This is a genomic window from Akkermansia muciniphila, from assembly GCF_030848305.1.
Taxonomy (GTDB): Bacteria; Verrucomicrobiota; Verrucomicrobiia; order Verrucomicrobiales; family Akkermansiaceae; genus Akkermansia; species Akkermansia muciniphila_A.
In genome coordinates this window covers 676,007-702,400 of record NZ_CP114598.1, presented here as the reverse complement: position 1 = coordinate 702,400, position 26,394 = coordinate 676,007, and the positions used below count along the sequence as shown (strand labels likewise).

General features: G+C 56.8%; 24 protein-coding genes and 1 tRNA gene. 10 read left to right on the top strand and 15 right to left on the bottom strand.

The annotated features are described in order from the left end of the window. Nucleotides 1–85: 85 nt before the first annotated feature. From O4G22_RS03120 to O4G22_RS03100, 5 genes are all read right to left on the bottom strand, one after another. Nucleotides 86–4,516, bottom strand: coding sequence for a M16 family metallopeptidase (locus O4G22_RS03120; RefSeq protein WP_306702138.1), 4,431 nt, complete (start codon nucleotides 4,514–4,516; stop codon nucleotides 86–88). Nucleotides 4,517–4,820: 304 nt separating this feature from the next. After that, entirely contained in the window at nucleotides 4,821–5,360 is a 540-nt protein-coding gene (locus O4G22_RS03115) for a hypothetical protein (RefSeq protein ID WP_306702137.1), read from the bottom strand. A gap of 93 nt (nucleotides 5,361–5,453) precedes the next feature. Continuing rightward, nucleotides 5,454–6,659, bottom strand: a complete 1,206-nt coding sequence (gene lpxK / locus O4G22_RS03110; protein ID WP_306702136.1) for a tetraacyldisaccharide 4'-kinase — start codon at nucleotides 6,657–6,659, stop codon at nucleotides 5,454–5,456. Nucleotides 6,660–6,690: 31 nt separating this feature from the next. Then, complete coding sequence (locus tag O4G22_RS03105; protein WP_306702135.1) at nucleotides 6,691–7,410, bottom strand: zinc ribbon domain-containing protein; 720 nt, start codon at nucleotides 7,408–7,410, stop codon at nucleotides 6,691–6,693. A 541-nt stretch (nucleotides 7,411–7,951) separates the two neighbouring features. Further along, a complete protein-coding gene (locus O4G22_RS03100) occupies nucleotides 7,952–9,010 on the bottom strand; it encodes a ribonuclease D (protein ID WP_297667387.1) in 1,059 nt (352 codons plus the stop codon). 125 nt (nucleotides 9,011–9,135) lie between these two features. Here O4G22_RS03100 and O4G22_RS03095 point away from each other — a divergent pair, with 125 nt between their 5' ends. Further along, a complete protein-coding gene (locus O4G22_RS03095; protein ID WP_306702134.1) occupies nucleotides 9,136–9,465 on the top strand; it encodes a hypothetical protein in 330 nt (109 codons plus the stop codon). Nucleotides 9,466–9,477: 12 nt separating this feature from the next. On the opposite strand, the gene mazG is transcribed toward O4G22_RS03095, so the two are convergent. Then, nucleotides 9,478–10,287, bottom strand: coding sequence for a nucleoside triphosphate pyrophosphohydrolase (gene mazG, locus O4G22_RS03090; RefSeq protein ID WP_306702133.1), 810 nt, complete (start codon nucleotides 10,285–10,287; stop codon nucleotides 9,478–9,480). Between the two features lie 85 nt (nucleotides 10,288–10,372). Here mazG and O4G22_RS03085 point away from each other — a divergent pair, with 85 nt between their 5' ends. From O4G22_RS03085 to O4G22_RS03070, 4 genes are all read left to right on the top strand, one after another. Continuing rightward, nucleotides 10,373–10,675, top strand: a complete 303-nt coding sequence (locus O4G22_RS03085; protein ID WP_182916460.1) for a hypothetical protein — start codon at nucleotides 10,373–10,375, stop codon at nucleotides 10,673–10,675. A gap of 31 nt (nucleotides 10,676–10,706) precedes the next feature. Next, complete coding sequence (locus O4G22_RS03080; protein ID WP_306702420.1) at nucleotides 10,707–11,456, top strand: ComF family protein; 750 nt, start codon at nucleotides 10,707–10,709, stop codon at nucleotides 11,454–11,456. Between the two features lie 39 nt (nucleotides 11,457–11,495). Beyond that, on the top strand, nucleotides 11,496–11,927 hold the full coding sequence (locus O4G22_RS03075; RefSeq protein ID WP_215444215.1) for an acyl-CoA thioesterase: 432 nt from the start codon (nucleotides 11,496–11,498) through the stop codon (nucleotides 11,925–11,927). An 85-nt stretch (nucleotides 11,928–12,012) separates the two neighbouring features. After that, nucleotides 12,013–12,088: transfer RNA gene (locus O4G22_RS03070), tRNA-Lys, on the top strand. Between the two features lie 229 nt (nucleotides 12,089–12,317). On the opposite strand, the gene O4G22_RS03065 is transcribed toward O4G22_RS03070, so the two are convergent. The 7 genes from O4G22_RS03065 to O4G22_RS03035 form a co-directional block, all read right to left on the bottom strand. Beyond that, nucleotides 12,318–13,889, bottom strand: coding sequence for an arylsulfatase (locus O4G22_RS03065; protein ID WP_306702132.1), 1,572 nt, complete (start codon nucleotides 13,887–13,889; stop codon nucleotides 12,318–12,320). A gap of 179 nt (nucleotides 13,890–14,068) precedes the next feature. After that, a complete protein-coding gene (locus O4G22_RS03060) occupies nucleotides 14,069–14,680 on the bottom strand; it encodes a hypothetical protein (RefSeq protein WP_306702131.1) in 612 nt (203 codons plus the stop codon). A gap of 130 nt (nucleotides 14,681–14,810) precedes the next feature. Continuing rightward, the gene (locus O4G22_RS03055) at nucleotides 14,811–15,494 is read right to left on the bottom strand and encodes a type II secretion system protein (protein WP_295977369.1); all 684 of its coding nucleotides are present in this window, start codon (nucleotides 15,492–15,494) and stop codon (nucleotides 14,811–14,813) included. A gap of 149 nt (nucleotides 15,495–15,643) precedes the next feature. After that, entirely contained in the window at nucleotides 15,644–16,408 is a 765-nt protein-coding gene (tpiA, locus tag O4G22_RS03050; protein WP_306702130.1) for a triose-phosphate isomerase, read from the bottom strand. 52 nt (nucleotides 16,409–16,460) lie between these two features. Next, a complete protein-coding gene (locus tag O4G22_RS03045) occupies nucleotides 16,461–17,699 on the bottom strand; it encodes an RsmB/NOP family class I SAM-dependent RNA methyltransferase (RefSeq protein ID WP_306702129.1) in 1,239 nt (412 codons plus the stop codon). Nucleotides 17,700–17,785: 86 nt separating this feature from the next. Beyond that, on the bottom strand, nucleotides 17,786–19,345 hold the full coding sequence (locus O4G22_RS03040) for a sulfatase-like hydrolase/transferase (RefSeq protein WP_306702128.1): 1,560 nt from the start codon (nucleotides 19,343–19,345) through the stop codon (nucleotides 17,786–17,788). 101 nt (nucleotides 19,346–19,446) lie between these two features. Then, nucleotides 19,447–20,739, bottom strand: coding sequence for an argininosuccinate synthase (locus tag O4G22_RS03035; protein WP_306702127.1), 1,293 nt, complete (start codon nucleotides 20,737–20,739; stop codon nucleotides 19,447–19,449). A 712-nt stretch (nucleotides 20,740–21,451) separates the two neighbouring features. On the opposite strand from O4G22_RS03035, the gene rpsN reads away from it, so the two are divergent. The 5 genes from rpsN to O4G22_RS03010 all read left to right on the top strand — a co-directional run bounded on the left by rpsN (nucleotide 21,452) and on the right by O4G22_RS03010 (nucleotide 24,546). Further along, a complete protein-coding gene (gene rpsN / locus O4G22_RS03030) occupies nucleotides 21,452–21,721 on the top strand; it encodes a 30S ribosomal protein S14 (protein WP_012419610.1) in 270 nt (89 codons plus the stop codon). Between the two features lie 72 nt (nucleotides 21,722–21,793). Then, nucleotides 21,794–22,054 carry an FmdB family zinc ribbon protein gene (locus tag O4G22_RS03025; protein WP_022198575.1) on the top strand — a complete coding sequence of 87 codons (261 nt, stop codon included), beginning with the start codon at nucleotides 21,794–21,796 and terminating at the stop codon, nucleotides 22,052–22,054. Nucleotides 22,055–22,111: 57 nt separating this feature from the next. After that, entirely contained in the window at nucleotides 22,112–23,524 is a 1,413-nt protein-coding gene (locus tag O4G22_RS03020; RefSeq protein ID WP_295977388.1) for a hemolysin family protein, read from the top strand. A 4-nt stretch (nucleotides 23,525–23,528) separates the two neighbouring features. Next, entirely contained in the window at nucleotides 23,529–24,173 is a 645-nt protein-coding gene (locus O4G22_RS03015) for a ribonuclease HII (RefSeq protein ID WP_306702126.1), read from the top strand. Between the two features lie 22 nt (nucleotides 24,174–24,195). Next, on the top strand, nucleotides 24,196–24,546 hold the full coding sequence (locus tag O4G22_RS03010) for a YraN family protein (RefSeq protein ID WP_297673301.1): 351 nt from the start codon (nucleotides 24,196–24,198) through the stop codon (nucleotides 24,544–24,546). A gap of 83 nt (nucleotides 24,547–24,629) precedes the next feature. Here O4G22_RS03010 and O4G22_RS03005 read toward each other — a convergent pair whose 3' ends face one another. After that, nucleotides 24,630–25,415 carry a hypothetical protein gene (locus tag O4G22_RS03005; RefSeq protein WP_306702125.1) on the bottom strand — a complete coding sequence of 262 codons (786 nt, stop codon included), beginning with the start codon at nucleotides 25,413–25,415 and terminating at the stop codon, nucleotides 24,630–24,632. A gap of 3 nt (nucleotides 25,416–25,418) precedes the next feature. Continuing rightward, the gene (locus O4G22_RS03000; RefSeq protein ID WP_306702124.1) at nucleotides 25,419–26,393 is read right to left on the bottom strand and encodes a uracil-DNA glycosylase; all 975 of its coding nucleotides are present in this window, start codon (nucleotides 26,391–26,393) and stop codon (nucleotides 25,419–25,421) included. Between the last annotated feature and the right edge of the window lies 1 nt (nucleotide 26,394).

Sequence of the window (26,394 nt, the reverse complement as noted above, 5' to 3'; positions counted from 1 at the left end):
CTTGTCTATGGAAAAAGAGCGGCGGCCGGATATCCGGCCGCCGACGGAAGGGGAAAATTTCCTGCGACTTGTTTTTCTCCCACGCTTATTTCATTTCCACGACGGCTTTTTCTCCCTTTTTGAGTTCCAGTTCCCGGAGCAGAAGGAAGTCGTTGGTCAGCAGGCCTGCCTTTTCAATGGGTGTAGCGGTTCCGCCGATGGTGACGGTGGCTTTGCCGGCGCTGATTCGGTTGGGGAACCAGACTCCCAGGCGGCCTTTGGCGTCTTTGTTGGCTGTGACGGTGAAGCCTTTGGAGGCGTCTGCGGGGTCATTCCAGTCGATATGCCACGGAGACGGAGCGCGGGATTCGTCAAGACGCGCCGTCCAGGCAGGGTCTCCGTAAAAGGCCACGGTGTCCCGGTCGTGGATAAGGCCCAACTGATCCTTGCCCATGCCGTATCCGGCGGAACTCATGCCCCTGGCAAAGTCGGGATCGTTCCTGATTCCATTGATATCCGGGGAGTTAAAATGGACGTTCATGAGCTTGGGAAAGCGGGTCATGGTCTCGTCCAGAATAAACTGGTTGTTCAAATACCAGGCTTCCGCCAGGCTGGAGGCGTCATGATTGCTGAACAGAAGGCCCAGCGTTCCCCAGCCTCCCTTGCCATACCAGGAAGGGACGGTGTAGCCTACCAGCTGGTTGAAGCCGTAGCGGCTCAGGGCGGTGATGGCCATGGAGTTTTTCGTTTTCTTGGCGTCTCCGATCAGGCAGTTTCCCGCTGCGACCCAGACAGCCGGAACCGGTCTGGTTTCAATCACCGGCGCTTTAATTCTCTTTAGGAAGGAGAGCAGGTCGTCTTCCTTCCCGTTGAAGAGCACGCCGCGCAAAAAAGTGGTGAATTCCCTGAACTGTTTTTTGTCCAGCGCATAGAACCGGTTGTTGCCGGAAACGATGAGTCCCTTGCCGAAAGGCATTTCCAGATTAAACTGGGTCGCGTGGGAGGCCGTTACGAAAAGCTGCGGGGAGTAACGTTTCCAGTATTCCATAAGCTTGGGCGTTACGCCCAGCGTGGTTTCATCCCCCTTGTCCTGTTCTTTCAGGCCTTTCGTGTAGAAAGCCGGCGTCACCTTGCCCTTGGAACCATGCTGTTCCAGGTATTGGAAGGGCTGCCAGTCCGTGATGCTCATGCTGTCTTTGAACCGGGAGGAATCCACATTGGTTGTTCCCATGGCGCGGCTGATGACGAGAGGCTTCGTTGCAGAGGCTATTCTCATGGCTGCCTGGGGGGTGTATCCTGTGACAATGCCCCAGATACAGTCTCCGTAAGGGTCGTCGTCCAGCCGGCGGCTCAGGCGGTGCAGGTCATTCACCAGCACCCGGTCTATTTCCTCCGGGCGCGCGACGACGGCCATGAAGCGGGGAGCCATTTTTTTAAGCGTGTCCAGCTTGGAGAATACGGAATCCTTTACGGTGACGATGGTGCCTCCGTGTTTTTCGGCCAGTTTGTCCGCTACGGCCTTCCAGTCCGGCATAGCGGCTGTTTTTTCGGAAATAACGATGGCATATCCGTTCTTGCCGGAGTCTTTGTTGACAGTCTTTACGACGGTGGCGCGAACGCAAAAAGCCGCCGGGGAGACGGCGGCCTGGGGAGAAGCGGCTTTGTCCGCCTGCTTTTCAGCAGGCGGAGTTTCCACAGCCGGATGATCCGGCAGAATGTTCAGGTTGAGGTGCTCTCCCTTGCCGAAGATGTCTCTGGCAAGTTTGTTGACCTCTTCCACGGTGATGGCTTTTACGTCCGGAATGCCTTCCCTCTGCTGGTTCAGCCGTTCCGGCTTGGCCTGGGAGTCTCTCAGCAGGGATGCCCAGTAGCCGTTGTCGCGCTGGGCGCGGTCCATGGAATTGAGAATGGGATTGCGTGCACGGTCCAGTTCCTCCTGGGTGATATTTCCCTTGCCGAGGTCGTCCGCAATTTTGGCGATAGCGTTGCGCACAGCCTCCTTATTGCGCATGACGCCGGAACTCATCGTGATGATATAGCCGCCGTCCGGATAGGTTTCACTGATATTGAGGCCGGTGGAAGGAGAGTAGGTTTCTCCCATGTCTTCGCGCAGACCCTTGAATACGCGGTCATAAAAGACGGCCTTGAGCATATTCAGCCTGCGGGCCAGCTTTTTATCTTCTCCTCCGGGCGTTTTCCAGAAGAGGCAGACCAACGTTTTATCAATGGAGGAGTCATAAGTCAGATCCTTGGAGAAATTAAAGTCCGCCATGGCCGGATGGCGAAGTTTTTCATCCAGCGCGGCCGGAGCTTCCGCACGTTTGGGAACCGCGCCTACGGTGCGTTCCAACAGGGGGATGATATCTTCCGTCCTGAAGTCTCCCGTAACGGTCACTTCCATGTAATTGTTTTTCAGCGGGGCGTCCACCCAGTCCCGCACGTCCTTGATCTGGTAGGAGTTCAGCTGTTCCTGAGTGGGGAAGGTGAACCGGGGATTGTTTTTGTAAAGGATGGCCGGCACCTGCTTTTTCATGGCTCCCTGAACTTCATGATCCATTTTGTTATAAATCATGGGAATGGTCCGACGGAGCAGGGTAACGCCGTCCTGGCGGTAGCCGGGGTGCATCAGGTAGGCCGTCTGGAGCTGGAGTTGCGTTTCCAGGTTTTCCCTGTTGGTGTTTCCGGAAAGCAGGAAGAAGCGGTCCGTCATGGAAAAGCCCACACCGACCTTCTTGCCCGCCATGATAGCGGCCAGTTCATCATTGGAATGGTCCTTCAAGCCTCCGCCGTTCATCACGGCGCCCGCAAAGAGTTCCAGCCCGGAGGCTTTTTCCGGTCTGCTCAGTCCTCCGCCGTCCACGGCAAAGGTGATGTTGATGGAATCCTTGTCAAATTCCGTGGGTTTTAGGTTGACGCGAACGCCGTTGGAAAGGGTGAGCTGGGTGACACCCAGGTCCGCAGCTTCCGCGCGGGCCGTCACCTTGCCGGGTTCCCCGAATTTATAGGAGAAATCCTTCCGGCTGTCCGTCTGGTAGGGCTGTACTTTGGCGGTTTGGGATTCCCGGTACGTCTTCATGATTTCGGCGCTTCCCTGGGCGTTTTCCTTATTGGAAGTGACGATGACGCGGGGAAAGGCTCCGGTCCAGGCTTCCTTCAGGGCGGCCTGGCATTGTTCGGGAGTCAGGTTTTCCACGACTTCCCTGGAAATGGCCCAGTCTTCCTGCGGCGTGGTGAAGACCTTGTCCTGCGCGGCGCTCTGGGCGATGGCGGAAGCCAGGTCTTCCGACTTGGCGGTGGACCAGGACTTGATGGCGTTTTCCGCGGCGGCGGTAATGTTGCTGCGGGCTTCCGCCAGTTCTTCCTTGTTGAAGCCGAATTCGATGGCCCGGCGCAATTCCTGTTCAATGGCGGCCAGAGCCGCTTTCCAATTCTTGTAGTCCGCCTGGGTCTGAATGGAATCCACTTCCGCCGCTTCCACTATGTCCGTGCGGCCTCCTGCCGCGGAGATAAAGGGGCAGTCCGCATTCTTCGCCATCTTTTCCAGACGGCGGTTCAGCATGGCGTAAGCCACGTTCAGGGGGATATCTTTGTTGCGGTTGGCGACGGTATCCGGCTTGTTCACGTAGGGCCGGGAGATGTTGATGCTGGCTTCCGTGCTGGTGGCCTCTTTATTGGTGATCCAGTGGGCAGTGGTTTCCGCAGCCGTTTTAAGCGTGCCCCGGTCCGTCTGGAAGGAGTAGTTGTCCTTCTTCATGGAGCCAAAATATTTTTCCACCCAGGCTTTTCCCTGTTCCGGGGTAATGTCCCCGGCGATGACGAGCTGCATTTGGCTGGGAACGTAGTGGGTCCGATAATAGTTGATAAATTTTTCCCGCGGCGCGGTGCGGATTACTTCCAGCGTGCCGATGGGATAGCGTTCCGGAATGCGGGTACCGTCCAGCATGATGGAGAAGACTTCCTTCATGACCCGGTAGCCGGCGGAGTCGCGCACCTTGTATTCGCTGGTAATGATGCCGCGTTCCGCGTCAATGGCGCTTTCTTCCAGCAGGGCCCCGTCCGCAAAATCCCTCATGATGGTGAAAGCCAGGTTCACGGTGGATTCCTTCATGCTGGGCACGTCCATCATATACACGGTTTCGTCAAAGGCGGTGTACGCATTTGCGTCCCCTCCCAGGCCCAGGCCTTCTTTCTGCATGGCGGGAATCATTTCCCCGCGCTTGAAATGGGTGCTCCCGTTGAAGACCATGTGTTCCAGGAAGTGGGAAACGCCCTGGATGTCATCCGTTTCATTCAGGGAACCCGTGTTGACGCGCAGGCGGATACTGAACCGGCCCTTGGGTTCCGCATTCGGGCGGATGAAGTAGGTCAGGCCGTTGGCGAGTTTCCCCTTGATAAGCTGGGGATCCTGCTTGGGAATGCCTGCCGCCGTTTGCGTTGAGGCAGCCTGAATCTTGTTTTCTGTTGCGGCTCCGGCCGGCGAATAGGACGGAAACAGGCACGCAACAGCCAGAATGGAGGTAATGGTAAATGCCTTCATGGGAAAATACTGCCTTTTTGTTTCACACGATTTTCCGGGCAAGTCAAGCGGCCTTCTCTGCATAAAAGCGGCGGATTTCCGCAGACTTTCGGGAAATGTCATTCTTTCCGCACGCAGGCGGCCATGGCAGGATGTGAACGGCGACAATGAAAAAGCGGGATTCTTCGCTTATGGAGTGGCATACCCGCCGGGAGATTCCAATAAATGTGCGGATTGGCTTCATGCCGTTCGCCGTCAAGGTTCTGCCGCGTTTTCGTCAGAAGGGCGTAAAGACCGCATTTTCGGGGAAACTGCCTTTTTCATTTCAGGCCGCGGGGGACTCTTTCCTGGACCTTTTCATAAGAATGACGCCCCATGTTGCCGCATAGAGCAGAATGTAGATTCCTGAGAAGGTCAGGATTATTATATTCTTTTGCCGAAGTTCTGCTGTATAGCTTTCTGCAGTTTCATCCGATTCTATGGTGATATAGGAATGGTTGTCGGCAGGGATGCTCAGCACGCGCCGCTCTACGGCGATTTTCTGATTCACGATTTTTTGTCCCGTTTCACGGGTAGCCGCCTGGAATTTCCACTGATAGCCTTTTCTGCCGGTATCACGGTAGTGGACCATGTAAACGGTTTTGGTGGGGTTCATGCGGCGGGCTCTTCCGGTTGCGCCGGTATTTTCCACCTGAACGGGAAGCACCCGGACAGGTACGAAGGAATAAACGCCTTTATCTTCATAACCGGACGCCGGAATAATGGAAGACAGCCTTTGAGCGGAAAAATAACCCATTGTAACTGCCGCGAGCAGAAGCATGACGCCGGACACGGTGATGAATGGTTTTAATTTTTTGATGCTCATTTCAGGAACATTTTAGATACTTCTTTTCAAGAAAAAGTGCAACGCATGTTCACGATTTTCTTGATGTATTGCCTCAAGCCGCTGCGCTCTTGCTCAGAAAGATGAGGAAGGTTGCCATTCATCCCGTGGGCGCGGTTTTGAAATTCCGCAAATGCGGTCCACACAACGTTCCCATGCTTCCCGGCCCTGGTAGATTTCCACTTCAATGCGCAGGAAATAGATGGGAACCTCCGGGTCTTCCTCCGGTTTTTCCAGCCGCACGGCATCCTTTTCCGTAGTTACGATCATGTCCATGGCCCGGTCCGCGCAGCGGTCATAAAATTCCTGCAATTCCGTTTGTTCAAACCAGTGGTGGTCTGGAAACCTGCGGCAGATTTCCACGTGGGCGCCCAGGGAGCGCAGGGAGTTTTCAAAACTTTCCGGGCGCGCGATGCCGCTGAGGCACGCCACCCATTTCCCCCGCAGGGCCTCCAGAGGAAGGCGTTCCCCCGTGAACACATTTTCCAGGTATCGGGGGCCGTGGTCGCTCACGATGATATCCGCCACGGGATTGTACTTCCTGATGGCGGATATCAGCTCATCCTGCGGTTTCCCTCCGCATTTGGTCAGGATGATATAACTGGCGCGCGCCAAACTGCTTCTGGGTTCCCGCAGGGTGCCGCGCGGGAGCATGGCTCCGGTGCCAAAGGGCGCGCCGCAATCCACCAGCACGATATCCAGTTCATGCGCCAGTTTCAAATATTGCATGCCGTCGTCCAGCAACAGGGTGTCGCAACCCAGGTGCTCAATGGCGAAGATGCCGGACTTGATGCGGTTTTTATCCACCAGCACCGCCACGCCGTCCAGATTTTTGGCGAGCATGAAAGGTTCATCACCGGAATACAGGGGGCCCAGGTAGCGCGTTTTTCCATCGCTGGCGATCTTGGGAAGATTCTCCGGCAGCTTGCCGTCCTTGTCCCTCCATTCCTGCGGCTTGTCCAGCTCTGCGCTCTTGTAGCCGCGTGTCAGGATGGCTACTTTGCGCCCGCGCCGGGTGAGGGTGCGGGCCAGCAGTTCCACCACCGGGGTTTTTCCGGTTCCTCCCACGGTGATATTGCCCACGCTGACCACCAGCATTCCCAGCCTGGCCTGCCTGGCGATGCTGGAATGAAACAGATACAGCCGCGCCAGAACCGCCAGCCTGAACAGCCAGGAGGCGCCGCGCAGGACCATGCGCATCATGGCGGCGCGGAATCCCTTGGCACGGCCGAAGATGACTTCCGTCCCCCACTCTTCAAATTCTTCCGATCTGGATTTCATGGCAAGCCCGGCGGCGTTCCTGGAACCTCTTTCAGTAGAGGATGCGGTGGCAGCTGTCGCAGTAAACGGTTTCGTGGCCGCCCAGCACTTTCATACGGGCGTTGTCCGTGATAACCATGTGGCAGCCGCCGCAATGGCCTTTTTCATCCATGGGAACAATGACCGGAACCCCCTTGCTTCTGGTCATCCGTTCGTATTCCCCCAGCGAATCTTCCGGTACGGCAGCGGCCAGATCCGCGCGTTCCGCATTCAATTGGTTCAAAAGCTCCTTGTCCGTCTCTGCCGTCCGGTCAAAGCGCGCGAGCGTTTCCTCCAGCTCCCGCTGGGCGTCATGTACACGGCGGATTTTCCGCTCCATGTCCGTTTTTGCTGCTTCCAGGCGCTCCATCAATTCCAGCTCCGAGGTTTCCAGAGCGTCAATAGCGGCTTCCGTTTTCTCCACCTCCTGGATGCACCTCTGGTATTCCTCGTTTTTCCGGGTGTTGGACTGGAGGGTTTTCATTTTGCCGATGTAGGAGCGTTTGGTTTCAACGGCTGCCTCCACATCCCGTATGCTTTTTTCAATGCCTGCCACTTCCTGTTTGGCGGCCAGGGCCTTCTGCTTGATGGCCTCCATCTGCTTCAGCAGGCGTGTTCTCTGTTCCGGCAGGGAAGCCAGATCCTTCCGGAGTTTGGAAATCCGCACATCCTTTTCCTGAAGGATCAGCAACTGGTCTAAATCGGCATGATTCATCGCCTGCCACCCTAGCATGCCCTGCCGGGAGGGAAAAGATTTTTTCTCGGCTCCGGGGCGGCGGTGCTGCCGTCTGTTGACGGTTCGGGGAAGTCTGAGAAATATTTTTCTGCTCTCCGCTGAGTATTTCGAGTAGGGCCTTTTGTTGCGCCGGGGTGCTTCCCAGTGAGGGCTGCGGCATGGAAAATTCCGCGTACTGCCGCGCCAGCCGGTTTTTTTTCTCCCGGTTCTGCCAGGAAAGGAAGGCGCACATGGCAAAAGCGCAGACGCAGACGATTGCCAGGACCATGTATGAATGGCTGTTGGAGGGCATGGAGAAAGGGGCTTGCCCTGCATTATAGAAAACGACTGTCTTCTGCTCAATGTAAATAGGCAGGTAAGGGAAAACGGCGTTTGCGGGGGAAGAGTTTTCGTTCCTTGCCTGTTCTCCCTGAGCGGAGAAAGCCTTCAGAAAGCCGGGAATGGCCAGAGAGAAGGCTTGTATTGGCCGTCCGTGATGAAGGACAAATGATGCTGGGCGGCTGGGGGGCGGGTATTTTGCCGTTGCAAAAAGAACCGCTTAAAAACCCAGGGCTTCTCTCTGCCAGTTCAACAGGGTGGAAACGCCTTTTTCCCTGTCTTCCGCAATGGCTTCCAGAGAGGCCCGGGTAATCAGGAAGGAGCCTTCCATGCCCAGCTCTTCAGCTTTTTCATCCCTGAGTTTGCACAGGCGGGCCAGATTGTCTTCAAACTGTTCGGAATGCTGCCGGCGCTGGATGCGGGGCCGGCATGGGTAGTCCTCTTCATCCAGCAGGTAGAATTTCTGGAGCGCATTCATGAACCGGCTGCGCCTGTGGGCATGAAAACGGGGCGGAGGAGCCACGGTGCGCTGCTCCTGAAGAGCTACGCTCCACTGGATGAGGTCAGCATTGGAGCAAACCATGAATGCGGGCTTGTCCCACGTTTTGGCTTCCGCATCGCGCCAGGTCCACATTTCCCGCAGGGCGGCCAGCCCTTTCCTGTTCAGTTTTCCGCAGCCTTGGATGCGCCAGGGGTCCTGATGTCCGGCCAGATGGCGTTCCCGGGCGCGTTCCATGGAGTGTCTGCAAATTTCTTCAAACCAGCCCATGCGGCCTTTTTCCCGTAGGGCGGCCGTCAGTTTGTCCGCCATGTCCAGCATGTAATTTACGTCGTTCAGGGCGTAGGTGACCATGGTCGGGGAAAGGGGGCGCCGCGCCCAGTCCGCCTTTTGGGAGGATTTGCTCAGGGTGATGCCGTAGAAGTGTTCCACCAGGGCGGCCAGTCCGAACTGGCGGAATCCCAGCAGGCGCGCCGCCGTCTGCGTATCCCAGATCATGGCGGGCAACGTTTCCCAGGCGTGTTGAAAGAGGCTCATGTCGTAGTCCGCGCCGTGCATCCAGACTTCCGTTTCCTTCAGCCAGTTGTAGAAAGGCCCCATATCTTCGATGGAGAGAGGGTCGATCAGGCAGGAACCCGTTTCATCCGCGTATTGGATCAGGCAGATTTTTTCCTGATAGCGGTGCAGGCTGTCTGCCTCCAGATCCAGGACTACCCGTCCCGCGGGCTGTGCGGCGGCGCGTTTGCGCCATTCCAGTAATTCCTCTTTCTCGCTAATCATCTTATTGCAACGGGGCGGGATTGAACCATGTATCCGGACGCCGGGCAACTGGAAATACAAAAAAAGTGCTGATGGGGCAATCATGTATTGCCTATTTCCCGGAAATAGGGCACGAAGAAAGGCGTATGGACGAGGAAGCCACAGCAACCGGACGCAACCACGGAGAACAGCCTTTGGATGAACTGATGAAGCGCTGGCATCTGACCAATCATGACCTGGTGGAGATTTCTCCGGAGCAGCTTACCCACAAACAGGTTCAAAAAGCCCGGCAGGGGCGCCAGCTTACCCTGAAAATGATGCAGAAGGTGTGCCGCGCCTTGAACGTAGCCATCTGGAAACGGCTCACCCCCATGCAGAAGGAGCAGTACTTCGAATACATGCACAAGCATGTGTTCAGCTATGCCAGGGGATATGATCCGGCCTGGAAAGACCCGAACATGGACATGATGGCCTGACCCCGGTTTTCGTTACCGGGCGGATTTCGCCTGCTGCCAGCGTTCCTCCATGGCGTCCGCAGAGGCTTCTTCCAGGGAAAGGCCGTCTTTGGCAAGCAGCCGTTCCATTTCGTTGAAACGCCGCTCAAACTTTCTGTTTGCTCCGGCCATGGCCGTTTCCGGGTCGATGCCCTTCTTCCTGCACAGGTTGACTACGGAAAACAGAAGATCTCCCAATTCCTCCGCGACGCGTGGGTCTTTCTCCGGCGCGGAAAGAATTTCCCCGCATTCCACGGTTTCTTCCTTCACCTTGTCAAGGGCGCCTTGGGCGTCCGTCCAGTCAAATCCTACTTTGGCGGCTTTTTTCTGGAGCTTCCATGCCTGGAGCATGGGAGGCAGCCCCTTGCCTGTTCCATGCAGGTACGGGGTTGTTTCCGCCCCTTTTTCCCGGCGTTTGATCTTGTCCCACTGTGCCAATACGGCATCCGTCGTATCCGCCTTGGACTGGGCAAATACATGGGGATGGCGGCGGACGAGTTTTTCGCTTACTTCCGCAGCCACGTCATTGAAATTGAAGCGCCCTGCTTCCTGGGCAATCTCCGCATGAAAAACCACTTGAAGCAGAACATCGCCCAATTCTTCCCTCAGCTGCGTCCAGTCATTCCGCTGGATGGTGTCCACGACTTCATAGGCTTCCTCAATCATATTGGAAATCAGGGAATGGTGGGTTTGCTCCGCATCCCAGGGGCAGCCGTGGGGGGCGCGCAGACGTTTCATGATGGAGATGAGGCGCTGCATTTGAAGGGCAGGCTCGCGGCATTCGATCATTTCAGTGTCGTTCATGACGGAGCCATACTAATCGCGCAAGGGCGGATGACTAGAAAAAATTCCTCTTTACCCGGAACGCTTCTTCCTTACACTCGCCTCCATGGAAGTTCACACGTGGAAAGAACGCACGGAAGAGGGCACCCTGGTGTACAGGGCATGCCACCATGCCGGCAAATGGAAGCTGGAGTGCGCCCCCAAGGTGGGCCGTGCGGAACGTGACGATGTGGAATGGGAACGCGTGGAATTAACGCGGGCGCACTGGGTGACCCTGCGCGATGTGCTGTGGCGTAAATACCAGCGCAAGCGATGCCCGTGGCGTTTCATTGAAACCATAGACAAGCTTCTGGAAGAGATGCCGGAAGAGGAGGACGCCGGTTTCCACGATGGGAAGGGCGGACGATAGGAGCCCCTTTCAACTTTCTGCCGTGCGGGGAATGCTGGGGGCGGTTGCCGGGGAATGGCTTTCCTGGGTGTATCCTTTTGTCTGCGAGTTGTGCGGGCGCGGCGGCCTGGACGGCTGCCATGTCTGCCCGGACTGCCGCGGAAGTTTCGTGTCTGTCGAACCTCCTTTCTGTGCCGTCTGCGGGGAACCGGCGGAGGGTTCCTTCATTCCGTCCGGATTATGCCGCCGCTGCGCGGCGGCTCCTCCCTCTTTTGAGGAAGCCCGCGCCGTGTATGTGAATACGGGGTCATTGCGGGATCTGCTGCTGGCCTTCAAATATGGGGGAGCCGTTCATCTGGCCGGCTCCTTCGCGCAGATGATGGCGGAGGCTGTGCGCGAAAATCTTCACTGGTTCGGAGGGAAAGAGCGCCTGCTCGTTCCCGTGCCCATGCATCGCGGCAAGCAGGCTCAAAGGGGGTATAACCAGGCGCAGGAACTGGCGGAGCTGCTGGGGAAGGAACTGGACTGGCCCTGTGCCGGCGTGTTGAAACGCCTGCCGGATACGCTTCCCCAGGCCAGCTTGTCGCGGGAGCAGCGGCTCAGACATGCCCGTAAAATTTATGCGGCGGATGAAAAAGGGATGAAACGCCGCCCCGTCAGGGGCAGGGATGTGCTGCTGGTGGATGATGTTTTTACGACTGGAGCCACGGCAGATTCCTGCGCCCGTCTGCTCCTCCGCGCCGGGGCTGCTTCCGTCTGCGTGCTGACGCTGGCGCGTACGCATCATGCATGGCGCGGCTGAACCGGAATTTCCTTTCAGCCCGCCTGTTTCCTTTTTACAATGGCAGACATGAATCCGGAGCTGATGTTTCATACGGAAGATGAAGTCATGTTTTATGATACGGACTGCGGCGGGGTAGTCCATAACCTGGCCTATTTGCGCATGATTGAAGCCTGCCGCACCAAGCTTGGCGCTAAACTGGGAATGGATTACAAAACCATGAGCGATTTGCAGCAGTTTGCCGTGGTGGTGCGCCATGAGATCGACTATGTGCGTCCGGCTGTTCTTGGAGACACCATTTTAACGACGGGATGGCTTCAATCCGTGGAGCGGGCCCGCTTCTGGTGCGATTTTGAAATGCGGCGCGCTTCCAATAATGATCTTTTGGTCAGGGCTCATCAGCAGCTGGCCCTTGTCCAGATGCCGCAGGGGCGCCCTGCGCGTATTCCTGCGGAATGGCGCGCGAGATGGATGGAATGCATGGAATCCTGATCTTTTTTTGTTCATCTTCCATTTTGCGCTTGCCATGAAAGGAGGTGTGGTGTTTACTGTTTGCGCCCTTCCAGCAAGGGTAAGTGCTTGGGTAGCTCAGTTGGTAGAGCAGTAGACTTTTAATCTATTGGTCCCGGGTTCGAGTCCCGGTCCAAGTACCATTCCTCTTTTAAAAACCCCGTAAGTCACTGAACTTACGGGGTTTCTCTTTCTTATTTCAGGTGTTGGATATGACTCCGGCGCTATATGTTTCACCAGGAGGTTGATAGCATGATATGGCGGTAAATCACATGTCGGTTGCCGTTCTTTGAAGAGACGGCCCGGAACTCTTTTCCGGCAGGGAATTCCCATAGAAACGTTCAGGGCGCATATCCCCCCTGCCGTGCTGTGTTATTCGGCATGATTTTTCGCCGCCCATTTCCTGTACTGCGCGGACAATTGCTCCACAAGCTCTTGGCGCCTGGATGCCAGATTGTTCTGCTCCGTCCTGTCCCTGATGTCGTACACCTGCCAGGGACCACGGTTGGGAGCCACCAGCTTGAATTGACTTGTCAGGGCCGCCCGGTTTCTCTGATGTTCCCAGAAAATAGTGCGGGGAGGGCAGGTATTGGGAATGTAGTCCCACACCTTGGACGGAGGAAGTTCCGGAGGGTTATTCCAGTAGGTGTTGAGCGGCTTGCCGTCCATATGGGCCGGAATGGGGAGGGCGGCCCATGCAAGGCAGGTGGGGGCGATGTCCTGGAGCAGGAAAGGCGAGTGGTAGCGCGAGCCCGGGCGTATCTTGGAAGGGTAGCGAATGATGAAGGGGGCGGACAGCCCTCCGTCAAAGGTTTCTATTTTATACTGGCGGTAAGGGGTATTGGACACAGCCGCCCACATGGGGCCGTATCCGTCCCTGCAGCCGACTTCTCCCAGCGGACCTGTGGGAAGGGTGGTTTTCTTGTTTTTATTGTTCTGGGGCATTTCCGCTGTTGCGCCATTGTCTGATAAAAACATGACGATGGTATTGTCGCAAAGGCGGTGACGTTCCAGGGACGCGAGAATGCGGCCTATTCCGCGGTCCATGATAACGATTTGGGCGGCGTAGGCGGCCATGCATTCGGCCATATAATCCTTGCGTTTTGCGGAGGCTTGTTCATAACCTTCGGGATTGAATTTGCCGGCCATGCCCAGGTTGGCGGCAGGCGGGACGATTCCCAGCAGCTTTTGTTTTTCCAGTCTTTGGGAAGCAATGGCGTGGGGGGATTTGCCGTTGTAGAACGGGAGCATTTTTTCTATTTCCTTCCGGGGGGCCTGGAGGGGAGTGTGCGGAGCCGTATAAGCCACGTAGAGGAAGAAGGGCTGATTGCTTTTGGCGGCATCGTCAATATAGGCCAGAGCCGTTTTGGTGATATCGTCCGTCATGTAGAAGTCCTCCGGCAGATCCTCCGGACGGAGCAGTTTCCCGTCTTCCCCGAAGGGCCGGTCCGGCATGGGTTTGTAATAATCTGCCGCTCCGCCCAGCAAGCCGCGGGAGCGGTCGAAGCCTCGGTCCCATGGATAGGCTCCCCGGACTTTTCCAAGATGCCATTTCCCGGAAAGATAGGTACGGTATCCCGCTTTTTTCAGAAGTTCCGGCAGGGTAGGGATATTCGGATTCAGGCGGCCGCGGTAGCCGGGGCGCCCGTTGTCGTCATCCAGCAGCCCTACGTCCGCCTTGTGAGGTTCGCAGCCGGTCATGATGGAAGCCCGGGAGGGGGAACAGCGGGAAGCGGTGTAGAGCCGGGTTGCCAGCATTCCCTGCCTGGCCAGGGTATCCAGGGCGGGGGTGGGTATTTCCGAGCCGTAGCAGCCCGGGTCGGACCATCCCATGTCATCGGCCAGGATAAGCACAATATTGGGCCTGTCCGCCAGGGAAAGGGCAGGGGAAAGAAGCCAGAGGGCTATGCCGGCCAGGATGGAGGAACGTAGGATAGAGCGCATGAAAGGAAGATGAAATAATCATCTATAAATAAGCGGAATCGCTCTTGAGTCTTTCAACAGGAAGGAAAAAACAGGTTGTTACGGAAAGGGCCGACGTTGCGTATGCCTGTTTTTTCCGGAGACTTTCTCCAGCGGCTGGATATCTCTTCTGCGCGGTGAAGCGTGCCGGAAGGGGCTCCCTACCACCACAGGATGGCGCAAAGCAGAATGGCGGCTCCATAGGCCATGCCTCCCAGGCAAAGAGGCGTCCACCAGGCTGGCTTGGAGCATATTTTATTGACCATGTCACGGTACAGGTAGGGCTTGCCTATCCAGAGAATCGAAAGGAAAATGACGATGTAACACCAGATGGGAATGAGGAGCCTGGTCACTGGCTCCTGAAGGAAGGCTGCACTGAGCAGAGGAGCCGCCACCATCAGGCCGAAGATGCCCAGCGCCCGTGGAAAGAGCAGGTTTTTCACCTGCGTGACCATCAGCACCAGAAAGACGGGGCATGCCAGCTGGAGCAGCCAGCGGATGCCTTCAAATTCCGCCAGTCCCACCCGGAAGCGGCTCAGCACGCCCAATCCTTCGGGAGCCACCAGCAGAAAGAACCAGAACAGGCCGCCGGCCAGCAGAATCTGAGCCAGCAGATGGTTGCGCGGAGACGCCAGCAGAAAAGCCTGCACCTGCCGCCTTTTTACCAGCGCATACAGGTGGGCCAGCAGCAGGACGGTTCCCAGGATATACCCCGCCACAGACAGTGGTATCATGCCGTCGTACGGATGCAGGAAGGGTGCATGCTGGTTCATCTGGACGCTAACCTTAATGATTATCCCGGCTTCGTAAAGACGAATCAGCGGGAGCAGGAAGAAAATTCCATTGGATTACCGGCAACGGTCCGTTGGCTTCCTTCCCGCGCCGGGAGGAAAAACAGGGGGGTCAGGAGCCTTGGGTGACTTTGTTAAGTGTGGGGTCCTCAATGGGGGATATTTTCCCGTCCGCATAAAGCACCATGATTCCTCCCTGGTGGCGTTCAAGGGCCGGGACTACGATTTCCTCAAAATCCTGTTCCGTGATGACGCTACGCCCGTCAATCGGGACGCCGTCGCTGATCCAGGGTTTGCCCCGCAGGGCCTGGCCGCGCGCCACATTCATGGGACGCCCCTTCCGGTTGTCCAGCCAGCTGGTATAGGAAATGGTGTCCGGCCCGGCGGGAAGGTTGGCATCCTCCGCTCCAAGGATTTCCGGACGCTTGTCGTTTTTGCAGCGGAACGTGTCCGGAAGCATGTTGGGTTCCTTGGCGTTCCGGGCGATCAGGTCGGGTTGTTCCGCATTGACGATGGGCGCCAGGGCGTCCCACCAGTTCCGGCATTCCCTGGCGCTCAGGAGGCTGTCTTTCATGCCGCTGGAGGGCAGTTTCCCGCCGTTCTGGCCTGCGAATTCCTTGCCCCAGTCGCTAATGCGGCGCAGGTTGTCCGTACAGCGCGTTCTGGCCGCCGTTTCCGTGGCATGGGAATAAATGCTGTAGGAGACGCCTGCCAGCAGGGCGATGATGGCGATGACTACGAGAACTTCAATGAGCGTGAAACCTTTGCTGCGTGGGGTAAGTGAGCGGGTTTTCATGATTTCTCGCCATTATGCACGATTGAGGCCGCTTGAAAAGGCAGAAACTGCGCTTTTGGGTGAAAAGAGCGTGGCCGGTGTGCCGGGGATGAAAAAGGCCGGTCCCGTGAAGGACCGGCCTGTAGAAAGGGGGGGACGCCGAATTTCGCTTACTTGGCGGAAGTTACCAGAGCGGCGAAGGATTCCGGCTTCAGGGACGCGCCGCCCACCAGGGCTCCGTCAATGTCCGGCTGGGCCATGAGTTCCTCCCCGTTTTCCGGTTTTACGGAGCCGCCGTACTGGATGCGCACCTTGGCGGCGGCGTCTGCGCCGAAGACGTCGGAAATAACCTTGCGGATGAAGGAGTGGGCTTCCTGAGCTTCCTTGGAAGTTGCGGTCAGGCCGGTGCCGATGGCCCAGACGGGTTCATAGGCGATGACCAGGTTGGCTACTTCTTCCGGGGAGAGATCCTTGAGTCCGCCTTTGAGCTGGATTTCCAGCACGGGTTCCAAAATGCCTCCCAGGCGTTCGTCCTTCGTTTCGCCAATGCAGAAGATGGGGGTAATGCCTGCGGCGATGGCCTTCTTGATTTTGGAGTTGATGATGGCGTCCGTTTCTCCGAAATATTGGCGGCGTTCGCTGTGGCCGAGCACCACATACTTGAGCCCCAGTTCATTCAGCATGCTGGTGGAGATTTCCCCGGTGTAGGCTCCGTTGTCATACTGGGAGACGTTCTGGGCGCCGGCGGCGATGCAGGAGCAACCGCCCAGGGCGTTCTGCACGGAGGGAATGGTGGTGAAAGGAGGGATGATGACTACGTCGCACGCGACGTCTTTCCCATTAATAAGGTTTTTGAAGCTTTCGATGAACTGGGCGCCTTCGGCAGGGCCGATGTTCATCTTCCAGTTGGCGGCGATGATGGGTTTGCGGGACATAATGGAATGATATAAATCAGGAACACGCATTGTTGACAAATTGGAGCCGAGGTCAAGCACAGATCAAAAGGGCCGCATATGCGCCGTCTGATTTTTCCTCGTGGGGGAGGATAAGTTTTTCTTCTTTCAGCGTCCATTCCGGGTGGTTCTGCAGAAAGTCCCTGACCAGCAGTCCGTCTTCCTCCGCGTCAATGGAACAGGTGGAATAAACCAGTCTGCCGCCCGGTTTGACGGCGCGGGAGGCGTTTTCCAGAATGGTCTTCTGGAGCGCGGCCAGGCGGCGGATTTCCGCCGGAGTCAGGCGCCAGCGCACATCCACGCGGCGTTGGATGACTCCGGTGTTGGAACAGGGAACGTCCAGAAGCACGGCGTCAAAGCGGCCCTCCCATTCCGGGCGGCAGGGAAGGGACCAGTCCGCCTGCGCCGTCCTGACGAAGGGGGATCCCTGCCTGTCCAGGTTTTCCTTCAGGGTGGGCAGCCGGTGTTCGTGGAGATCCGTGGCGGTCAGGCGGGCTTTGCCTCCGGTAGCGGCGATGATGGCTGCGGATTTGCCGCCGGGGGCGGCGCAGGCGTCCAGAATTTCCTCCCCGGGCTGGGGGGCCAGCAAATCAATGGAGTAACGGGTGGAAGGGTCCGCCACGTAAAGGGAGCCTGCTTTAATTTCCTCCAGTGGCAGAAGGCCTTCCACGGAGAACCAGCCGGGCGCGCGGTCCAGCGGGGCGAGCGAGGCCGGAATATTTTTCATGGGCATCAGAGGATTGGCGCGCACATACAGGCGCGGCGTGGTGTTGTTCCAGCGGAGCAGGTCACGGGTCATTTGCGGCCCCATTTGTTCCGTCCATCTCCGCACCAGCCACGCGGGGGTGGAATAATGAATGGAAAGCGGAAGCTGTTCCCGTTCTTCCAGAATGTCTTTCTCCCGACGCAAAGCGTTGCGCAGGATAGCGTTTACCAGTCCTCTCAGGCGTACGGACGCAAGATTCACGGTTTCATACACAGCGGCGTGGTCCGCCATGCCCAGCAGGAAAAGCTGGCTCAACCCCAGTTGGAGAATAAGGCGCGCTTCCTCGTCCAGTCTGCCTTTCCGGAGGGTTTCGATGATGTGGTCCAGCCAGGTCCGGTTGCGCAATACGCTGAAAACCAAAGCCTGCACCAGGTGCCTGTCTGCCGGTGGAAGCGCAGCCCGTGAACATTCCCGGTCCACGAGGGTTTCCGCGAAGGAGCGGCCTGCATGCCAGCTCTTCAGGCAATTCAGTGCTGTTTGGCGGGGGGAGGGGGGATTGTTCTTCACCGGGGAACTCTACATGCGGAACGTTCAGGTTTCAACCTGCAAAAACGCCCGGCGGAAAAAGGGGTGCGCCGGGCCGGTTCCGGTTTTTACCGGTCTTTTCTGGGGCTGCCCACTTCCTTTCTGTAGATGGCCTGGAGTTTTTCCAGCTGGTCTTTCCTTGTTTCCGCAAGATTATGCCTTTCTTCAGGGTCCCTGCCTATGTGAAAGAGGAACGGTTTATTCCGTTTTTGCGTAAGTTTCCAGCCGTCTCCCGTGATGACGGTGTGGTCCACGACCACATAATCGCGCTGCCTGGCGGAGTTGCCGAACAGTATATCTTTATAGGAAACGGCATCTTTGCCTTCCGGCATGCGGACCTCTGCAAGATCGGCGAAAGTGGCCATATGGTCGTAGTTGGCCACCAAATTGTGGCAGACCTTTCCATAGGGCAGCGTACCGGGCCAGGAAATGATAAGGGGAACACGGATGCCCCCTTCATGGCTGGTCCATTTCAGGCCGGCCAGATTGGCCATGGCGTTGTTTGGGCCAATGCGGCCGCGGCTGCCGCGGAAAACATCCAGCAGTTCCCCGGTGCTGTCCAGAACGCCTCCGTGGCAGTCGGGCCCGCGGCCGCGGCCTTTATCCGTACGGTAGTAAAGTTCATGCCCGTTGTCGGAACTGAAAATGATAATGGTGCGCTTGTCCAGGCCCAGCCTGCGCACCTGGTCCACGATGGCTCCGACCTGCCTGTCCAGCTTGTCCACCATGGAAGCGTATTCTTCTGCCGCTCCGGCGCATTCCCTGTTGGTTCCGCTGGCATTGCCATAGGCCTGGCGGATGGCAGGGGAGCCCGCGTACGTGTTTTCTTCCAGAGGAATATCTACCGGGCCGTGGGGAAGGTTGGTGGAAAAAAAGATAAACATGGGCCTGTTCCGGTTTTCCTCCATGAAACGAAGGGTTTCCGCCAGCATCACGTCCGGAGCGTAGGTGACTTTGCCTTCCCTGTTGCCTCTTCGTTTTTCTGTGGCTCCCGGACTGTAGTCTTCCGTGGTTTTCCCTCCGTCGGCATGAATATTGCCTTTCAGGGGGAGGCGTTCGCCGTCTTTCCAGAGGAAGGAGGGATAAAAGCCATGGGCCCGCTGATGGTCCATGTACCCTGCATAGCGGTCCCAGCCGTGTCTTTTCAATTCTCCGTGCCAGGTGGTGAATCCCCATTCCAGCTTGCCGAACTGTCCCGTGACGTATCCGGCTTTTTTCAGCAATTCCGGGAGGAACACTTCTCCCCTGGCGGCCTTGATGCGTGCTGCCCGTGCCGCTTTCTCTTCCAGTTGCTCATTGGACCAGCCTTCCCGTTCCGCCGTGATAACCAGGGCTCCCGCTGTCTGGGTGTAGGAATGGGAGTGGCTGTCGTGCACGCCCATAAGCAGGGAAGCGCGCGCCGGGCAGCAATATTGGCTGCTGTAGCACCGGGTGAACATGATGCCCTGGCTGGCCAGGCGGTCAATATTGGGTGTTTTCACGATTTCCTGGCCATAGCAGCCCAGCATGCCCATGCCCAGGTCATCCGCGTAAATAAGAATGATATTGGGTTTTAAGGCCGCGGCAGACGCCAAAAAGGGAGAGAGCGAAAATACAGCCGCCAGAAATGCGTGTGAAAGGAATCCCATACTGGTCACTACGCGGGAAAGGAAAAGGTTATTGCAAAGAAAAAACCGTCCGGAGTACCTTTTCCGGACGGTTTGATAAAGAGCGGCTCCGTTACGGGCGCTTAATTGCCGTAGGGTTTGTTGACGCGGCTGAACTGCTTCAGGCGCAATCCGTTGAGGTGGATGAAGCCTTCCGCGTCGTTCTGGTTGTACAGTTCCTCGTGGCCGCCTTCCATCGTGGCGATTTCTTCGGAATACAGGGACTGCGGGGAACGGCGTCCGGCGTACATGACGTTGCCTTTGTAGAGTTTCAGGCGTACTTCCCCGTTGACGGTTTTCTGGGATTTGGTCACGAGGGCCTGGATGGCCTCGCGTTCCGGCGCAAACCAGAAGCCGTTGTAAACCAGCGTGGCGTATTCCGGGATGAGGGAGTCGCGCACTTTCTGCACTTCCCGGTCAATTGTAATTGTTTCAATATCGCGGTGGGCCGCCAGCAGGATAGTGCCGCCGGGAGTTTCATAAATGCCGCGGCTCTTCATGCCCACAAAGCGGTTTTCCACGATATCCACGCGGCCGATGCCATGCTTGCCGCCCAGGGCGTTCAGCACGTACATGACGCCCAGGGGGCTGAGGAGGGTGTACCCGTCGCGTTCTCCCTTCGGGGTGACGCCCAGTTCTTTCAGCAGGGCGTCAAGGCCATCATACTGGATGCCGATGACATTGCCCTTTTCATACAGGAGCTGGATGTATTCGGCCTGATCCGGAGCGTCTTCCGGGGAAACGGAAAGCTTGTACATTTCACGGTCGGCAGGGGTGGTGCCGTCATACCAGGTATCTTCCAGCATCCCGGCTTCAAAGGAAATGTGAAGCAGGTTGCGGTCCATGGAATAAGGCTTTTTCAGAGACTGCCGGATCGGGATGCCGTGGGATTCCGCGTAGGCGATCATTTCCGTGCGGCCCGGGAACTGCTGGCGGAATTCGGGATCGCGCCACGGGGCGATGACCTTGATGTTCGGGGCCAGGGCATTGACGGCCAGTTCAAAGCGGACCTGGTCGTTCCCCTTGCCGGTGGCGCCGTGGGCGATGGCGTCCGCGCCTTCCCGGATGGCCAGATCCACCATATCCTTGGAAATGCAGGGGCGGGCGATGGAGGTTCCCAGCAGGTAGCGGCCTTCGTAAAGGGCATTGGCCTGCATCATCGGGAAGATGTAGTTGGTGGCGAAGTCTTCCTTGAGGTCGCCGATGAAGCACTTGGAGGCGCCCGTCGCCAGAGCTTTGGCCTCCAGACCGTCCAGTTCTTCCGCCTGGCCTACGTCTGCGCAGTAGGCGATGATTTCGGCATTATATTTTTCCTTGAGCCACTTCAGAAGAACGGAGGTGTCAAGGCCGCCAGAGTATGCAACTACGATTTTCATGTACGTCAATGATTAGTGTGCGGCGGCATGATGCCCCATTCCCCCCCCGGAGAAAAGGACAAAATCATGTTTCGCCGCAGGCTTTTCCCAGGAGCCTCCGGAGACTGCTTTGATGAAACGGTTCCTGGCGGAGATGAACCGGCCTTTCCTGGAAAAGCAACGCTCTTTTCTTCCACAGTTTTCCGAGATTTACTGGGAATTGCTGACGGAACCCATTGAAAAATAGCGTTCCATGCAGAGCTCTGCATGTCTTGGCCTCTTCCGGGTTCCATCTGTCATATCCGGCAAATGGTTTGTCCATAAGCCTTCTAATGCCGGGATGATACGCTCGCCCATGCCTGCGCAAGCAGCGTCTCCGAGGTGCGGATCTTTATCATGATCATCTTATTTGTTGGGATATTTCTAAAAAATCGAAAAACATCCTTCGTGCCCAGAGAGTCGGCTGTTTTGCGCGGACTCCTTCCAGATATGTTTCCATGGGGTGTTGGAGATAATGGTTAGGAAGAGTTAAATAAACAGGCTTCTTCCATCCTGTTGTGAACGTTGCGGATGCCTTCTCACGCGGTATATTTGTAAAAGAAACAGGTATTCAATCCCATGCGTGAAGGCTGGAGGAAAGGCCGGATGACATTGAAAACGGCCTGAATTTGATAAAATCGAAAAAAAGCGCTTGATTTTTCATCCCCGTCCCTCTACTTATTCCGCCGAACTTATGGCTAAGAAGAGCTGGATCGCAAGAGACAAGAAAAAGGCTGAAACCGTCAAGCGCTATGCAGAACTGCGTGCGCAATTGAAGGCTGAGAAGGATTATATCGGTTTAACCATGCTGCCCCGCAATGCAAGCCCGACCCGTACGGTCAACCGTTGCCTTGTTTCCGGCCGCCGCCGCGCATTTATCCGCCGTTTCAAGCTTTCCCGTATTTCCTTCCGTGAACTGGCCAACGCCGGCATGATCCCCGGTGTGACCAAGTCCAGCTGGTAAGGACAGGGAAAGGTTGCAGCCTTATAAAGATTTTGACGCTAGGCTGATTTTTATTTAGCCTAGCGTTTTGCTATGCCTATATACGAGTATATTTCCGAGAACCCTGACGACCCCGGCCTGTCCTGTCCGGTGTGCCGCCGCGGTTTTGAGTTGAGGCGTCCCGTGGACCGTGCGCCGCTTGAAAAATGCCTGGTGTGCAAGCATCCCGTGCGTAAGGTCATCAGCCGCATTAATGTGCCGGAGGTAACCAAGCCTCTTTCCGTTTCAGACGCCAAGGCTGCCGGATTCACCGTGCTGGAGCGCCGGGATAAGGGCGTTTATGAAAAACTGTGATGACAAGTGCCGGGCAATATCTCTGCCTTCTTCTCCGAATATGTTATTTGAATCAGAATGAATGATCCGGATCCTCTGAGTATTCTTGCGGCCTTCGGGGCCGCTGAAGCGCCCGGTTCAGGCCCGGCGCTGGATGGGATGATGCTGGCAGTTGCCGGCTTTGTCCTTTTTTTACTGTTGAATGCGTTTTTTGCGGCGAGCGAGTTCGCCTTGATGAAAGTTCGCGAAAGCCAGCTGCACGCCGGAGAAGGCGTTCCGGCCCGAACCCGGAAAAAACTGGCCCGGGCACGGAAGGCGGCCAAGCATCCCGATCTTTATTTGGCCGCCTGTCAGGCGGGCATTACTCTTTCTTCCCTGGCGCTGGGATTCCTGGGGACGTTTTTTGTATCGGAATTGACTGCTCCCTTTCTGGTTTCCGTGGGACTGGGAGGCATGGTTTCCGTTTACGGAACTGCTTTGGCCGTGACATTTATTTTCTTTGCCTGCTGCCAGATGGTATTTGGGGAATTTATCCCCAAGGCCATGGCGATGCGCCATCCGGACAAGGCCGCCCTGGCGACGGTTCCCCTGCTGTATTTCTTTTATACGGTGTTCAGGTATACGGGTATTCTAGGGCTGACGAACGGAATGACCCGGTTTGTGCTGAAATACCTGCTGGGCATTGATCCCCGTTCTACGGCGTGCCCGGTGCACAGCACGGATGAACTGATGTATCTGGTGGAAGAAAGCGAACGTTCCCGAGAGCTGACGAAGCAGGAGGCGGAAATTTCCAAGAATGCCCTTGAACTGAACGACATGTGCGTCAAGGACGTCATGACCCCGCGCTCTGAAGTGGATGTGATGGACTTGACGGCTCCCTTTGAGGAAAACTGGGAGCTTGCCCGGAAATCCCGCCACACCCGGTTCCCACTGGTGGAAGGAGACCACCTGGATGAAGTGAAGGGCTGGGTGCACGTCAAGGACCTGCTCAAACTGGTGGGACGGGAAAATCCGGATCTGATGAGCGTGCGGCGTGAATTGCGCGTGGTGCCGGATACGATGCCCCTGGACAGCCTTCTCACGTTCTTTCTGAAAGAACATGCCCACTTTGCCCTGGTAGTGGATGAATTCGGCGATTCTATCGGCCTGGTATTCCTGGATGATGTGCTGGAACAGATTGTAGGGGATGACATTCAGGACGAATTTGACCAGGAGGAAATGCGGGAGTTTGTGAAAACCGGCAAGGATACATATGCCGTCAATGGGGCTATTACCCTGTTTGACCTGGCCGATTACCTGCCTGAAATGGATTTGGATTGTCCGGGCGTGACCACGCTGGGCGGTTACGTAATCAGCCGGATGGGTTATATTCCGGAAGAAGGGGAGGAATTGAGGATTGGCCGCTACCGGGCTGTGGTGACGGGATCTGACGGCAGAAGAATCACGCAGATTCTGCTGACCCGCCTTCCGGAGGAACAGGAGGAGGAATAGCGCCATGAAGGAAAAAACGCATCCGGATATGAGTTTTGAAATGGAGGCCCGGGCTTCCGGTTTTCTTTGCGTGGCCGGAGTGGATGAAGCCGGGCGCGGGCCGTTGGCCGGCCCCGTAGTAGCCGGAGCCGTTATTCTTCCTGTTCTGGCGGAGGAGCTGGCCGGTCTGAACGATTCCAAGCAATTGACTGCGGCAAAAAGGGAACGCCTGTTCCTGGCTCTTCTGGAGTGCGAACAGGCGGTTTGTTCCGTAGGAGTGGCTTCCGTGGAAGAAATAGACCGGTTCAACATTTTGAGAGCCACTCATCTGGCGATGGCGCGCGCGGTGGAAGGCCTGGCCCTGCGCGCGGATTTCTGCCTGGTGGATGGATTGCCGGTCAAGGGGCTTCCTGTTCCGCACCGCGCCATTGTGAAGGGAGACGGCAGGAGCCTTTCCATAGCCGCCGCCAGCGTTTTGGCCAAGGTAACGAGGGACCGCATGATGACGGAAGCGGACGCTTCCTACCCGCAGTACGGTTTTGCAAAACACAAAGGATATGGCACGAAAGCCCATATGGAAGCTCTGCGGAGGCATGGGCCCTGTCCGCTCCATCGCCGCTCGTTTGCGCCGGTTTCACAAATGGAACTGTCCTTTCCTGAGCAGGGGTGAGCGGGATACGGCATGGCTGGGAATGTACGGGGAACTGGCTGCGGCCTCCTTCCTGCGTGCGGAAGGGTGCGTTGTCCTGAGAAGAAATTGGCGCCCCGTCAGAGGCGGAGAACTGGACATGGTGTGCCGGGAAGGGGAGTGCCTTGTTTTTGTGGAGGTGAAAACCCGTACGGGAAATGGTTATGGTGGCGCTCGCCGCGCCGTGAACGCCCGCAAAAGGGCGCTGATACGTCGGGGCGCGGCGGAATGGCTTCGCCTGCTTCCGGAACCGGTGACTTTCCGCTACGATGTTGTGGAAGTCCTGTACAGGGAAGGGAAACCCCCGGAATTCAGGCATATCCGCGGGGCGTTCGGGGCGAAGGATTTACAGTGACGGGACAATTTCTTCAATCCCGCATTTCCCCATGCGTGCGGATGCAGAGGTTTTTTCTATTATAATATAGTAAAGGCGGAAAATCAGTCCGCCCGGAGAGCCAGAATGGCCTCCATGAAATCCTGGGGAATATCCATGCGGGCAAGTTCGTCTTGGAAAAGAACGCCGTTGGCTCCCGCATCCAGCATGCGGCGCGCGTCTTCCACGGTGCGGATGCCCCCTGCGGACAGGACAGTAACGGAGGCGGGTATTTCTTCAATGAGTTTTTCCGTGACTACAGGATTGGCCTGGAGCGTGTGAGGATCTGCATTATTGATGCAGATGAATTCCGCTTCCAGATCCATGACGGTTTCCAGCTCCTTCAGGGTGTGAACCTCCATCATCACGTCCAGGCCCAGCCCGGAAGCCATGCGGTACATCTCCGACAAATCCTTTGCCGGCAGGGCGGCCGCGACCAGGTTGACGGCATCCGCTCCCGAGACGATAGCCTGGCAGATCATGGCGGGATGAATGAACACGTCGCGCGCCATGACGGGAATGGAGCTGATTCTGGAAACAGTGGACACCATGTCCCATGAACCGCCGTATACTTCCGGTTCCACAGCGATGGAAATGCCCTGCGCTCCGCCCTGGAGGAACATGTCGTACATGTGCCGGATATCCTGTACTCCTTTCCGGAGGCTGAGGGCGGGATGCACCCTGGATATTTCCGGAACTACGGAGAGGCGGGTTTCCCCAAGATCCACCGCGGTGCGGAATCCCGCATAGTCGTTCCGCTGGATGGCGGAGGCCCGTAATTTCCCTTCCAGAGGAAGAAGTTTTTTCAAATCGGCGCGTTTGCGCTCCAGAATGCTGTTTAGATAATCCATATATTACTTTTTGGGCAGGAAGTAGGAACGTTGTTTTTCAGAGATGGGCAGACCGGCCTGTTCCATGACACACAGCATATCCTCCCAAACCTTTCGCTTTTCTGAAATATCTTCCGTACGGAGAAGATAACTGGGATTATAAGTAACGCGCACGGGCGTGTTGAAAGCTGTGTGGAAGGCGCCTCTCAGGGCGGAAAGAGGCGTTTCTCCTGACTGGAGGATGCCGCGGGCTGCGATGGCCCCCAGGGCTACCACTACTTTCGGGCGCACCAGCATGATTTCCTCCCGTAAAATGGGCAGGGAAATTTCTATCTCCCGGTCTGTAGGAGGACGGTTGTTGGTAAGCTGCCGGGGGAGGGCTGGGCGGTATTTGACCAGATGGGTCAGGTAAATATCGGAGCGGGAAATCCCCATGGCTTTCAACATGGCGTCCAGTTTCTGCCCGGAAGGGCCGGCCAGGGGAAAACCCTGTTTTTCTTCATACAGTCCGGGAGCGTCCGTTACCATCATGATATCCGCCCTGGGGTTGCCGGAGGAAAAGACGGGCGTTTCCCTCAGGGAATCCATGTTCCGGAGCGGCGGCCAGTTAACGACCAGTTCCCGCAGGGAGGACAGTTTTTCTTCCTCCGTTTCACCTTCCAGATCAAAAGAGATATGGCGGGGTACCGGAACTTCCTCCTCCGTTCTGTGCGGCTGTACTCCGTTGAGGATATCCCGGAGTTCATTGCCGAAGGATGCTTCATCCACGGAGTCTGAAGGCGGCTGATCCGGGGAGGGCTGTTGCGGCCGTGTTTCACTTGCGGCAGGATGGGCGGAAACGGAAGAGCGGAGGGGGCTTCCGGATATCCGGCGCGCGTCCATGACCCATTTTCTCAGAACCATTCTGGCTTCTTCCGTGACGGTGGTTTTCTCCACGCCCCGGGATAGCAGGGCGCGCAAATAATCCAGCGTGAGGTGTTGAGGAAGGCCGGCGGGCATG

Excerpts from the sequence above, each read along its gene's own strand:
- O4G22_RS03120 (WP_306702138.1), bottom strand. The coding sequence starts at position 4,516 with ATGAAGGCATTTACCATTACCTCCATTCTGGCTGTTGCGTGCCTGTTT.
- O4G22_RS03115 (WP_306702137.1), bottom strand. The coding sequence starts at position 5,360 with ATGAGCATCAAAAAATTAAAACCATTCATCACCGTGTCCGGCGTCATG.
- lpxK (WP_306702136.1), bottom strand. The coding sequence starts at position 6,659 with ATGAAATCCAGATCGGAAGAATTTGAAGAGTGGGGGACGGAAGTCATC.
- O4G22_RS03105 (WP_306702135.1), bottom strand. The coding sequence starts at position 7,410 with ATGCTAGGGTGGCAGGCGATGAATCATGCCGATTTAGACCAGTTGCTG.
- O4G22_RS03100 (WP_297667387.1), bottom strand. The coding sequence starts at position 9,010 with ATGATTAGCGAGAAAGAGGAATTACTGGAATGGCGCAAACGCGCCGCC.
- O4G22_RS03095 (WP_306702134.1), top strand. The coding sequence starts at position 9,136 with ATGGACGAGGAAGCCACAGCAACCGGACGCAACCACGGAGAACAGCCT.
- mazG (WP_306702133.1), bottom strand. The coding sequence starts at position 10,287 with ATGAACGACACTGAAATGATCGAATGCCGCGAGCCTGCCCTTCAAATG.
- O4G22_RS03085 (WP_182916460.1), top strand. The coding sequence starts at position 10,373 with ATGGAAGTTCACACGTGGAAAGAACGCACGGAAGAGGGCACCCTGGTG.
- O4G22_RS03080 (WP_306702420.1), top strand. The coding sequence starts at position 10,707 with ATGCTGGGGGCGGTTGCCGGGGAATGGCTTTCCTGGGTGTATCCTTTT.
- O4G22_RS03075 (WP_215444215.1), top strand. The coding sequence starts at position 11,496 with ATGGCAGACATGAATCCGGAGCTGATGTTTCATACGGAAGATGAAGTC.
- O4G22_RS03065 (WP_306702132.1), bottom strand. The coding sequence starts at position 13,889 with ATGCGCTCTATCCTACGTTCCTCCATCCTGGCCGGCATAGCCCTCTGG.
- O4G22_RS03060 (WP_306702131.1), bottom strand. The coding sequence starts at position 14,680 with ATGAACCAGCATGCACCCTTCCTGCATCCGTACGACGGCATGATACCA.
- O4G22_RS03055 (WP_295977369.1), bottom strand. The coding sequence starts at position 15,494 with ATGAAAACCCGCTCACTTACCCCACGCAGCAAAGGTTTCACGCTCATT.
- tpiA (WP_306702130.1), bottom strand. The coding sequence starts at position 16,408 with ATGTCCCGCAAACCCATCATCGCCGCCAACTGGAAGATGAACATCGGC.
- O4G22_RS03040 (WP_306702128.1), bottom strand. The coding sequence starts at position 19,345 with ATGGGATTCCTTTCACACGCATTTCTGGCGGCTGTATTTTCGCTCTCT.
- O4G22_RS03035 (WP_306702127.1), bottom strand. The coding sequence starts at position 20,739 with ATGAAAATCGTAGTTGCATACTCTGGCGGCCTTGACACCTCCGTTCTT.
- rpsN (WP_012419610.1), top strand. The coding sequence starts at position 21,452 with ATGGCTAAGAAGAGCTGGATCGCAAGAGACAAGAAAAAGGCTGAAACC.
- O4G22_RS03025 (WP_022198575.1), top strand. The coding sequence starts at position 21,794 with ATGCCTATATACGAGTATATTTCCGAGAACCCTGACGACCCCGGCCTG.
- O4G22_RS03020 (WP_295977388.1), top strand. The coding sequence starts at position 22,112 with ATGAATGATCCGGATCCTCTGAGTATTCTTGCGGCCTTCGGGGCCGCT.
- O4G22_RS03015 (WP_306702126.1), top strand. The coding sequence starts at position 23,529 with ATGAAGGAAAAAACGCATCCGGATATGAGTTTTGAAATGGAGGCCCGG.
- O4G22_RS03010 (WP_297673301.1), top strand. The coding sequence starts at position 24,196 with ATGTACGGGGAACTGGCTGCGGCCTCCTTCCTGCGTGCGGAAGGGTGC.
- O4G22_RS03005 (WP_306702125.1), bottom strand. The coding sequence starts at position 25,415 with ATGGATTATCTAAACAGCATTCTGGAGCGCAAACGCGCCGATTTGAAA.
- O4G22_RS03000 (WP_306702124.1), bottom strand. The coding sequence starts at position 26,393 with ATGCCCGCCGGCCTTCCTCAACACCTCACGCTGGATTATTTGCGCGCC.